Origin of the sequence: Chitinophaga sp. CF418, assembly GCF_900142925.1 — a bacterium.
Taxonomy (GTDB): domain Bacteria; phylum Bacteroidota; class Bacteroidia; order Chitinophagales; family Chitinophagaceae; genus Chitinophaga.
This window is the reverse complement of record NZ_FRCN01000001.1, coordinates 228,911-240,410: the sequence shown is the minus strand read 5'-3', so window position 1 is coordinate 240,410 and position 11,500 is coordinate 228,911. Positions and strand designations below refer to the sequence as shown.

The 11,500-nt window shown below is 46.1% G+C and carries 10 protein-coding genes; 7 read left to right on the top strand and 3 right to left on the bottom strand.

What is annotated here, in order from left to right; all coding sequences use genetic code 11:
* Positions 1 to 8: 8 nt before the first annotated feature.
* Entirely contained in the window at positions 9 to 2,939 is a 2,931-nt protein-coding gene (locus F3I09_RS01065) for a tetratricopeptide repeat protein (protein ID WP_188133634.1), read from the bottom strand.
* A 363-nt stretch (positions 2,940 to 3,302) separates the two neighbouring features.
* On the opposite strand from F3I09_RS01065, the gene F3I09_RS01060 reads away from it, so the two are divergent.
* The 5 genes from F3I09_RS01060 to F3I09_RS01040 all read left to right on the top strand — a co-directional run bounded on the left by F3I09_RS01060 (position 3,303) and on the right by F3I09_RS01040 (position 5,552).
* Positions 3,303 to 3,707: a hypothetical protein gene (locus F3I09_RS01060; protein ID WP_149693187.1), complete on the top strand. Its 405-nt coding sequence runs from the start codon at positions 3,303 to 3,305 to the stop codon at positions 3,705 to 3,707.
* Positions 3,708 to 3,900: 193 nt separating this feature from the next.
* On the top strand, positions 3,901 to 4,353 hold the full coding sequence (locus tag F3I09_RS01055; protein WP_149693186.1) for a polymer-forming cytoskeletal protein: 453 nt from the start codon (positions 3,901 to 3,903) through the stop codon (positions 4,351 to 4,353).
* A complete protein-coding gene (locus F3I09_RS34705; RefSeq protein ID WP_149693185.1) occupies positions 4,310 to 4,546 on the top strand; it encodes an AtpZ/AtpI family protein in 237 nt (78 codons plus the stop codon). The genes F3I09_RS01055 and F3I09_RS34705 overlap by 44 nt, the downstream gene beginning before the upstream one ends.
* The gene (locus F3I09_RS01045) at positions 4,539 to 4,925 is read left to right on the top strand and encodes a hypothetical protein (protein ID WP_149693184.1); all 387 of its coding nucleotides are present in this window, start codon (positions 4,539 to 4,541) and stop codon (positions 4,923 to 4,925) included. Before F3I09_RS34705 ends, F3I09_RS01045 begins: the two co-directional genes overlap by 8 nt.
* A 6-nt stretch (positions 4,926 to 4,931) precedes the next feature.
* Complete coding sequence (locus F3I09_RS01040) at positions 4,932 to 5,552, top strand: SprT-like domain-containing protein (protein ID WP_149693183.1); 621 nt, start codon at positions 4,932 to 4,934, stop codon at positions 5,550 to 5,552.
* Positions 5,553 to 6,082: 530 nt separating this feature from the next.
* On the opposite strand, the gene F3I09_RS01035 is transcribed toward F3I09_RS01040, so the two are convergent.
* Positions 6,083 to 7,096, bottom strand: coding sequence for a DUF4407 domain-containing protein (locus F3I09_RS01035; protein WP_149693182.1), 1,014 nt, complete (start codon positions 7,094 to 7,096; stop codon positions 6,083 to 6,085).
* A 250-nt stretch (positions 7,097 to 7,346) separates the two neighbouring features.
* Positions 7,347 to 8,561: an ADP-forming succinate--CoA ligase subunit beta gene (gene sucC, locus F3I09_RS01030; RefSeq protein WP_106601993.1), complete on the bottom strand. Its 1,215-nt coding sequence runs from the start codon at positions 8,559 to 8,561 to the stop codon at positions 7,347 to 7,349.
* Positions 8,562 to 8,670: 109 nt separating this feature from the next.
* On the opposite strand from sucC, the gene F3I09_RS01025 reads away from it, so the two are divergent.
* Positions 8,671 to 9,492: a purine-nucleoside phosphorylase gene (locus tag F3I09_RS01025; RefSeq protein ID WP_149693181.1), complete on the top strand. Its 822-nt coding sequence runs from the start codon at positions 8,671 to 8,673 to the stop codon at positions 9,490 to 9,492.
* A gap of 36 nt (positions 9,493 to 9,528) precedes the next feature.
* Positions 9,529 to 11,496 carry a putative porin gene (locus F3I09_RS01020; RefSeq protein ID WP_149693180.1) on the top strand — a complete coding sequence of 656 codons (1,968 nt, stop codon included), beginning with the start codon at positions 9,529 to 9,531 and terminating at the stop codon, positions 11,494 to 11,496.
* The last annotated feature ends 4 nt before the right edge of the window (positions 11,497 to 11,500 follow it).

The window sequence follows — 11,500 nt, the reverse complement described above, 5'->3', positions numbered from 1 at the left end:
ACTGTCTGTTACTGAGTAACGTAGTTCTCGTCAAAGAATTTTTTATACCCGCTTATGTCCTTGGTACTGTTCATCTGGATAAAGTTATCCCTTGAAATAATGAACATGGAATAGTCTGACGGACGGATACGTGGAATGATCTTTTCGGCATCGATCCTGATCTCGTCAAAATAGTCCAGCGCCTTGTCCTCGTTCGGGAAAAGTCTGAAAATGAGCATTACTTCCTCCGGTGTCAGCACAAAATTGGCTACCTGTATACTCTCGCCGGCATGTTTGGCCGCGTTGTACTTGGTAAATTGGGTCAATGCCTCATCCATAATGGCTTTTGAGACGCGTTTGAAGGAGAGTACCACGAAATGCGGGTTTGTGGCATTCAGCTTATAAATAGTGATAGGTTTCAATGGTGCGGGCAGGGGCGCTACTTTCAAGCCAGCATTGGCTGCCAGTTTGATAGAGTCGGCCATGGCGGTTTGGATCTTTACAGAATCAAGTTTTGATTCAAATTTTGGTTCCGGGTTCTGCCATGGATAGCGGATGGAGATGTTTTCATCTACTACCTTGTTATCCTTGTCTTTCTCAATTTCCAGCCTGGAGAGGTATACCACCAGTGCTGCACGGTTGTCCAGCGCTTCCAGCAGTGATTTCGCCTTTTCCTGAACTCCATCATCCTGTTTATATTTGTTGATGACATTCAAAACTGCCTGACGTCCAAACTCACAGGTATCCATTTTCATGATGATCATGGCCTCCAGGAGGTCAAATTTAGGCTGCATGAAATTGAGGCCATAGGTGGAGTCTGCCGCTTTTTTCAAGGCCATCGCTCCCTCAAGGTCCCCTCTGCTGTAGCTTACATAAACAGAATCATAAGCGGTGGAGATCTCCTTTTTCTTTTCCTGGTTAATATCCTGCAGGGAGCCGTATTTGATAATGCTGGCAAATTTAGAGTCTCCGAACTGGGTCATTACGTTCTGTTTGTACTTCGCTGCCTGTGCAGTATGTCCCAGTTTGGTATGCCAGATATACAGGGAGTAGATTACCTCTGTTTTATGCGGATGCTGTGGGTATCTGTTCAGCAGGGTATCGTAAGTCTCGATGGCCAGTTCGGTATTGTCCAGCTGATCATTGTAGAGTTTACCCAGGTCATAATAGGCGTCCTCGATGATCACATTGGATTTCAGGAGATCGTCTGGGGTAAGCGGCAGTCCTGCAGCCAGTGCGTTGGCTGTGGCGCTGTCTGATGGCGCCTTGGTGGCATCAGCAGTACCAGTAGTATTACCATTCTCATCCTCCGTTTGTAAAGGTTGATTGGCTGCGGCAGCACCTGACTGGCTTCTGCGCCAGTTATCGGCAAGCGGCCTGTTTCCCCAGCGTTTCTTGAACTCGGCGAATCCGGCAGATTTGCTGGCGTTGTTATAGAAATACCAGTCGCCCTGGTCCTCCTTTTTAGGAGTGGCAGGACTGTTATTCATATTGTTGTTGATCAGCGGATTGTTATTGGCCATAGCCTGTGGATCAATCCCGTTGTCAGCGTCTTCTTTCTGTTTTTTGGCTCTTTCTTCCGCTTCCTTACGCATGGTAGCGGCCATTTTCTCGAGGAAGATCTTCCTGTCAGATTCCGGCATGGCAGCAATCCGCTGTAAACTGTCTTCCTTCTGAATGGCTTCCACACGGATAACCACGTCGTTAAGTACGCGTTTACGCTTGTTGACAATAGCGGAGTCTGTAAATTCAGGAGGCATAACAGTAGCCGTACTGTCATAGAAGTTTCGGGCCAGGCGATACTGGCGCTGTCCGTAATAGATGTCGGCTATCGCCTTGAAAGACAAGGCTCTTTGCATGGTATTGGAGCTTTCCACCTTCAGCGACTGGCGCAGGTATTCCAGGGCCAGGTCGGGATCTTTGGGCAGAACGATGTTTGCCATATTATAGTAGATAGCATCGCGGAACTCAATGTATTTCTCCCTGCGGGCCATTCTTTTCAGACGCGCCAGGCTTTCGTCAAAGGAGCCGCCTTCCCTGGTAGCATCCAGTTTGGCGATCTGCATACGGGCCTGGAAGTCCATCATCGGGTCCGGCTTCTGCTTGATCACTTTATGGAACATCATTACGGCGGAGTCCGGGTGGCTATAGTTGGTATACAACTGTCCCAGAATATAGTACATACGCGCCCGCTCGTCGCGGTTGCCCTTACTTTTGACGGCTATCTGCAGTGGAACGATGACTTCGGCAAAGCGCTCCTGTTTATACAGGGCATAAGCCCTTACCTCAGCCAGGTCGCCGGCCAGCCTTTTCGGAAAATAAGGGTCATGTTCCACAATGTTCATCAGAGAACGGGCCTGATCGAACTCCTTCATTTCCAACAGCGTCTTGGCTTGCCACACAAAAGCGTCGTTACGGGCAAAAGTGTGTTTAAAATAACCGAACGGCGGCTTTCTTTTCTCGCGGGAAGCAATACTGAGCTCGTCTTTTTGGCTGGAACCGATTACTGTCTTATACTCATCTTTCTTTTTAGGAGCAAATTTGGTATTGATGAACTGGAATGTGCGGCTGGCCTTGTCCCATTCACCCTGGTAGAAGTAGGCCTGACCGATCACAAGATAACTGTCATCAATCCATTTGCTGCGCGGATCGCGGATCTGTATATTGATAGAAGCCTTTTCGATAACGGTATCCAGGTCGCCGGTGCTCAGACCGAGGTTCTGGAGACTGTAAGGATAGAAGGGCAGCAGGTAGTTGTAATTGTCCTGTCCCTGGCGGCTTACATTATGGGTTATAAGATGGAGTTTCTTCCGGGCATTGTACAAATAGTTATACCTGGCCAGCATGTTCTGCACTAGCTTCCGTTTAATAGTCCATTTTTTTTCTGCCAGTAATTCTGAGGGCGGGCGCCGGTCTTCCACACGTGGTTGTGCTACTCTTGGTACAAGCGGTTTTTGCATGGTGCGCTGGGGCATCCTGCTATTGCTGCTCTTGGACTGATTAGTAACCGTGGTATCCCTTCGCTGGGCGTAGACCCTGTTAACATTCACACAGCACAAAAACAAACTTACTAAACAGGTATATGGTAGATATATGCGAAATGATCTGTAATAATTCATGGATGCCAGGGTGTGTATAGGCTTACCTATATAACTTATATGTCAGGAAATTATTTTTAAAGATAGGATAATTTTTTTGAGGGGGATAAAGTGGGCGGCTGGAATAAAAATGCAGCCAGCCTAATTTTTTAAATACGAAATAATATAAATGTTTAACTTTAGCCGGTTGATAATCAGAAAAATTATTCAAGTTTTATAGCGGCTATGGCTAATAAGCGCGATAGAAAAGGCAGAAATGTGGGGCGGATAGGGAACAGGTACCGCCTGGTGATTATGAATGACAATACCTATGAAGAGGTAACCTCGTTCAAATTATCCCGTATGAGTGTATATATTGCTTTGAGCACTTTATTTGTGCTGTTGGTAACGATCACTGTTGCTACGGTGGTATTTACGCCATTGCGGTATTATATTCCGGGCTATGGTGACCTGAAACAGCGGAGGGAGTTCATTCGCCTGAAAATGCGTACAGATTCACTGGAATCTGCCATCAACGCACGCGACAAATACCTGGAAAACATTAAACAGGTCATTAACGGGGATTTTTCTACCAGTAAACTGGACACTACCACTATTAAAGTTCCTAAAGTAGATAACAGCACTTATTAAGGGTTGATCAGGGGGCTCAACATTATTTGAGACTGAAAAAATATACTGTCAGCAGATACGCAAAAGGTCCGAATCACCGTTAAGGGGGAGCATGTGGATAACTTCTTAAAAGAAGTGATTGTCAATATGTAGTAATATGTTAATAAATAATACTATCTTACATCACACTAAAAGCTGAAAAACCTAGAATCCTATGTTTAGCAACAACAATCGTAATGCCAGAAGCGAGAGCAAATCAGTAATGCCAACTTCCAACGTGAACATTATTGGCAGTGGAACATCCATCCAGGGAGACATCGTGTGCGAAGGCGATATTCGCATTGACGGACAGGTGAATGGCCTGGTATCAACAAAAGCTAAAATTGTGGTAGGTCCTGAAGGGGAGATTATCGGTGACCTGGTATGTCAGAGTGCTGACATCCTGGGTAAAGTAACTGGTATTGTCAAAGTTGAAGATCTGCTTTTCCTGAAAGGCAATGCCCTGGTAAAAGGAGATCTGTACACAGCCCATTTCGAAATGGAGCCAACCGCAAAATTCAACGGTCGTTGCTACATGGAGCCTGAAGAGGTGGCAGCTGCAAACACAAACCTGAAAGAAAAGAATGGAAGACCCGTTCTCACAGAAGAAACCACGGAAGAAGCCTGATAACAAGCTGCTTTTAAAGTACACCGGGCTGGCTTTCCAGATGATGGCCACATTAGGCGTAGCGGTATTTGCTGGTTATAAAATAGACCAGCGGACAGGATGGTCATTCCCCTTCTTTCTGATCATTTTGTCTTTATTAGCTTTAGTCTTAATTTTGCGCCAAATTATCAAAGATACCAGCAGGAATGAGTGACAGGTTTTACTTTAGAGTTATTGGCGTATTCATTATTTTGAACGGCGCTTTATTATTATTAAAAGCCTGGTTGTTGGACAATGGAGCGCATCATAATGTGCTGCTCTTCGGCAACCTGGCTTTAGCTACAATCTCCGGCATCACCTACAATATGAGCCGTAAAGGGGTACAATCCGAAAATAACAGCATCTTTATGCTAAGGGTATATGGCTCCATGATCAGCAGAATGATGTTATGTCTCGCGGGCATCACTATATATGCTGTAGCAAACAGGGCAAATACCAGCAGAATCACTATTTTTATATTGATGTTCTTCTACGTCGTATATGCTATATGTGAGAACATAAGTCTGCAAAAAATTACCAGAAAGAAAAATTAAAGATTAGTGAAGCAGGAGGCTCCTCTACATGCATTAGCTGCATACCTGCCCGAAGGAACCTTCGAGCAGGTAATGGCCTACCTCACAGAATATAAGGTACACCTAACGGTGACCCGCGAACGGCAAAGCATCCTGGGCGACTACCGGCATCCCGACCGCAGGGGAGGACACCGGATCAGTATCAATGGGAATCTTAACAGGTATGCTTTCCTGATTACGTTGCTGCACGAAATCTCACACCTGACCACCTACATGCAGTATGCCAATACGGTAGCCTCACATGGGAAGGAGTGGAAACAGCATTTTTCCAACATTCTGAAACAGTTCGTAGGCAAAGGTTACCTTCCACCGGATGTGGAAACGGCTTTACGGCAAAGTATTCAGAATCCGGCAGCCAGTTCCTGCGCAGATGATGATCTTATGCGTGTGCTGAAACGCTATGACTTGCAAAAGGACAATCATTTCCTGGTGGAACAACTGGCTCCTAATCAATTATTCCGTACAAAAGACGGCCGTGTTTTCCGCCGGGGAGAACGTATACGTAAGCGTTACAGGTGTGAGGAAGTGGCAACAAAGCGGATGTACCTGTTTAGTCCCGTTTACGAGGTAGAACTGGTTGCAGCTTAATACTTACCCATTTTCCGAAATATAAGATCAAGTCCACCTCTTCTTCGACGCTTCTTCGTCACTTGGCCGTCCACGCTTCTACCGTTTTTACGGTTGAACGTGTTGTAGAAATGTGTCATCAATCCTCTGGGGGGTACCTGAAATTATAAACAACATCATCCCGGGTTATCCCATGTTACAAACCCGTCCCGGGGTTATCACCCCGCGCTACAAACACTTGGACTCCTAACGGAGTCCTATTATGTTTTGTTGATGACATTTGGTTTCTTTCCGGCGTTTCTTCTCTGCGTCTTCTCTGCTAGTTCTCTCCTTGTTCTCTCATGCTTCTATCCTTAATAGTAATCGGGAGATTTATGGCACAATTCATATTCAACAAAACACAGTGGCTCCGTTGGGAGTCCATGTTTGCAGTTTGGATGCACCCCGGGGGATTGATGGTATAATTCAGTAATGTATTTAACAAAACACAATAGGCCACCCGTGGCGGCCTATTGTGTTTGTAGACCCGGGTTGCAAGTCCGGGGAGCTTATTACGAGTTAACAGCCGGTTGCCCAACCATCATCCGCTTATTATATTCCCTTTCCCTCTTTTCTATCGTTTCCTTCCGGAAGATAATATAAGCATGTTCGTGGGCTTCCAGCAGATCATCATATGGCCCGCGGGGAGAAATGAGTTTCACAAATACCGGTGCTGTTTCTATGGTGATGAACAGCAGGATAATGAACCAGTTCGCCCAACGTACCGGTACACTACGGTCTGTCAGATGTCCCAGCGCATCCAGCCGGGATGCCAGTCCATCTATACTGGTACGGTTAAGTCCACCCACGGTCGCTTTCTGGGTGGAATCAATTGACTGCAGTTCCTGTCTCTTTTGTGCAATGAGGGCTCCGTTCTGGTCTGTGATCCTCTTTAACATGGCTGCGGCAGTATCAGCATCAGCTTTTTTCGCCTTGTAGATGGGACCCAGGTTTTGCCTGCGTGAGCCGCCTGTTCCATCTGCTTCCTGCTGGGCGATGATCTGCAGTGTGTCAAGTTTGGTAGCCTGGAGCTGGACAGCCGTATTCAGCTGGGCGATCTCTGTGTTTAGCACATTGATCCTTTGCTGGAAGCGGTCTTTCACCCTGTCCTCCTGTGTCTTGAACACCTGCTGTTCCATGACGATCAGTTCCTGGTTGATCTCCTTCTCGAACACCTTCAGTTCCAGTGGTTTGGAGATGACAATGGCAATCAGAATGGCTAAAACAAGTCTCGGTAACGCCATGCCGAACTCACTCCAGAAATTCTTACGTTTTTTCATGCCGGACACGATATAGCGGTCCAGGTTAAAGATCATCAATCCCCATACAAGCCCGAAGAGGACTGCCCCCCAGGGAGAACTGAAAACTGTCCATAGGGCATAACCACCGGAAAATGCAGCCAGCAATCCGGTAAAGAAGATAGTAGCACCAATGCCGCCATATTTATTGGTTTCTGATGGTGCCCGCTTCAGCATAGGTACATGTACCCCTGAGCAAAACAGGAAAAAGTCGCGGAAGCGCTTCATGATAATTGTACAATTTGGTATATATAATAAAAAGACACCCGCAGGACGCAGGCATATAGTAAGGATGGATTATGAAGGTACGATTTTTCGCTGGCAGTGAATCAATTAAGTGATCAAAGACAGGAAAAATGTGACAGAAACATAGCAGAGGAGGGGAGGAAAACAAACAGGTACCGGCATAAAAATAAATCCCCGGACACCAGTCCAGGGATTCATTTTCTATTTTTTAGTCAATCACTACTTCATGTTATTAAGCGGTAACCGCTTTGTTCACCAGTGCAGCAGCTTCGCTGAGCAGGATAGCTGATTGTACGGTCAGGCCGCTTTCTTCGATCAGTTTCTTTGCTTCTTCAGCGTTGGTACCCTGCAGACGTACAATGATCGGAACGGTAATATTGCCGATGGATTTGTAAGCGTCGATTACACCCTGTGCAACACGGTCGCAACGAACGATACCACCGAAGATGTTGATCAGGATGGCTTTCACCTTAGGATCTTTCAGGATGATGCGGAAACCTGCTTCTACCGTCTGTGCGTTGGCAGTACCACCTACGTCCAGGAAGTTAGCCGGCTCACCACCACTCAGTTTGATCATATCCATGGTAGCCATTGCCAGGCCGGCGCCGTTCACCATACAACCTACGTTACCATCCAGTTTAACGTAGTTCAGGTTGTATTTACCTGCTTCTACTTCAGTTGGATCTTCTTCGGAGATGTCACGAAGAGCTTCAAGGTCAGGATGACGCATCAGCGCGTTGTCATCCAGGTTCAGTTTACAGTCAACAGCGATGATCTTGTCGTCGCTGGTTTTGAACAGTGGGTTGATTTCCAGCATAGCTGCATCCAGACCTACGTATGCATTATACAGATTGGTCACGAATTTTACCATGTTTTTGAAAGCCTCGCCGCTCAGACCGAAGTTGAACGCTATTTTCCTGGCCTGGAAGGGCTGCAGGGTAGTGTTCGGCTGTACCAGCTCCTTGAAGATCTTCTCAGGAGTGTTGTGTGCTACTTCTTCGATGTCCATACCACCCTCTGTAGAGTACATGATCACGTTCTGACCTTTTGCACGGTCCAGCAGGATGGACAGGTATAATTCTTTTATGGGGTTAGGGCCAGGGTAGTACACGTCCTGTGCTACCAGCACCTTATTCACTAATTTTCCGGCCTCACCGGTCTGGATGGTTACCAGTACACCGCCAAGGATATTGCCGGCAATGGTTTTTACATCTTCGGCATTTTTACCAACTGCCACACCTCTCTGCTCTTTACCACGAATGGTACCTTTACCACGTCCACCGGCATGGATCTGCGCCTTTACCACAGCAAACTCATTACCATATTGCACTTTTAATTGCTTGTAAGCTTCTGCCGCCGCTTCAGGGGTATCTACCGGAATCCCTTCCTGTACCGGTACATTATATTTCTTCAACAGTTCTTTAGCCTGGTATTCATGTAAGTTCATCTGAGAAAAATTTGCCGCTAAAATAGGTCATTATGATTTAAATATAAAACCGTAGTGTTTTGTGAATTAAAAATAACTTTGCGGCAACCTGTTTTAAAGACATTATATAATGAGTGATCTCTTGCAACAAATAGCTGCTGCCGCGGACTACATCACAAAATCATGGTCCGGGACCCCTGAAGTGGGTATCATATTGGGCAGCGGGTTAGGTAATCTGGCCAGCGATATTACCGACAGTACTGAAATCCCCTACGAAAATATCCCCCATTTCCCCTCTTCTTCAGTAGAAGGTCATAAGGGCCGTCTGATACTGGGAAAGATGAACGGTCGTCCGGTAATAGCTATGGCAGGAAGATTTCACTATTATGAAGGCCTATCCATGCAGCAGGTGACCTTTCCGGTAAGAGTGATGAAGGCCCTTGGCGTACATACGCTGTTGATTTCCAACGCAGCCGGTGGTATGAATAAGGCATTTAAGGTAGGCGACCTGATGATCATCCGGGACCATATCAACCTGCAACCGGAACATCCGCTACGCGGTCCTAATAATAATGCCCTGGGCCCCCGTTTCCCGGATATGAGTGAACCGTATTCAAAAATGCTGATTACCAAAGCAAAAGAAATTGCGCAGGCCAATAACATCCCGGTACATACAGGGGTGTATGTGGGTGTACAGGGTCCTACCTTCGAAACCAGGGCGGAATATATGTACATGCATATCATAGGTGGAGATGCCGTTGGTATGAGTACCGTACCCGAAGTAATAGTAGGCATTCACAGCGGATTAAAAGTATTCGCGATGAGTGTTATTACTGATATCGGCATCCGGGAAGAGGAAAATGTGATCACACACGAAGAGGTGCTGGAAGCAGCAAATGCGGCTGAACCGAAATTAACGCTTATTTTCAGGGAACTGATCAAGGCAATCTAAGTCAAAAGAAGAACGAAGCAGGAAATATATCAAAGGATGAGGTCATTTATTTTAATATGTTGTTTGCTGGTATGTGTACAGCAACTGCAGGCACAGATAGGCCAGCGTTTCGGCAATATGGGCGGCGGTGGCTCTTCCTCCATGCAAAAAGACACCGGTAGCCACAAGCATGACCTGGATACGCTTACCATCACTTACCGCAGACTGGGAGAACCTACCGACTTCAGGCTGGATTCCTCTATTGCTGATTTTAACAGCAGCTTTTTAAAAATCCCGGGCAATTACGTGTTCCTGGGAAATAACGGCGCCCCTGCCCGTAACGTGATGTTTACACCATTCATGAAACCGGGCTTTGATGCAGGCTTCCACATCTTTGATCCTTACGCATTTACCCACGAGAATGCCCGTATTTATACTACCAACCGCCCTTATTCGGAACTGTTGTATATGATTGGTAGTCAGCAGGAACAGCAGATAGGTGTATTGCATACACAAAACCGTACAGACCATTTCAACTTCGGTTTTGAATACAATAAGACCTATGCTCCGGGTTATTTCAGATCACAATCCACTAACCACGACGTATATCGAATTACCGGCCGGTACAGCAGCAGGAATAAACGGTATAATGCATACCTCAGCTATTTTTATAACAAGTTTAACAATGGAGAGAATGGCGGGCTTCGGGTGGGTGACACCATACTGGATAATTCCCGTTACAATAACCGTAAGACCATTGACGTGAACCTGGGTAACTATTCAAATACCACTACAGGGCTGTTCAGCACCACGCTGCCCGTGAAAACATCACAAAGGCAGTCTGGTTTTCTGTTTGTACAGCAGTACGACTGGGGGAAAGGAGATACGATTCACGTGAACGATACTACGGACTACTATAAATTCGACCCTTTCTTCCGTGTACAATATAGTTTCAAGGTAGACAACAGCACTGCATCCTACCTGGATGGACAGCCGGATACTTTTTTCTATACGAAACGCTATAATTGGGGATTCAATGGCGATACCGTCCGGGCGCAGCACGAATGGCGTACCATCTCCAATGATTTCTCCCTCATACAATTCCCGGTGCGTGGTAACCAGGCGCATTTTATCAGTGCAGGAGCCAGGTATGAGAATATCAGGGGCACCTTGCTGGATGCAGGTGTGAACTTCAACAACTTTGTGATACACGGCGAATACCGGAATAAGACGCGCAACCAGAAATGGGATCTCTCTGCCAAAGGTGAATTCTATCTGGCAGGACAAAATTCAGGAGACTACAACGTCACCGGTATGCTGAGCCGTTATCTCAATGAAACACTGGGAAATGTGCATCTCTTCTTCAGTAATACCAACCGCGAGCCCTCGTACGTCTACAAATATTTCAGCAGCACTTACGATAGCTGGTATAACAGCACATTGGGAAAGGAGAACATTACACAATTGCAGTTCTCGGCCGATAACAGGAAGTTGAAGTATAACCTGGCAGTGAATTATTTCCTGATCGAAAACTATACTTACTTCGAAAATTACTATACCAGTACACAGGCGCCTGCACTGTTCAACCTGTTACAGGTCATATTCAGCAAACATTTCCGGTATAAGCATTACAACTGGTATATAGATTTCGCATTTCAGCAGGTACATGGAGATGGCAGGATAAATGTGCCTACCATCTGGACACGCCACAGGCTGGCCTATGAAAACAGGTTGTTTAATAACCTGAACCTGATGACAGGTATTGAAGCAAAATATAATACCTCCTATTATGCAGACGATTACTCTCCTGTAACTGGTCAATTTGTGTATCAGACTACACAGCGCGTGAAGTATTATGCGCCTGATCTGGCAGCGTTTGTTCACTTCAGGATCAAATCATTATCTGCATTTATCAGGGGAGAGAACCTGAATACTTTTTTTGCCAGGAACAACTTTGCTGCACCAGCTTACCCATACAATAACTTCACATTCAGACTGGGTATCCGCTGGTGGTTCATTAACTAACAAA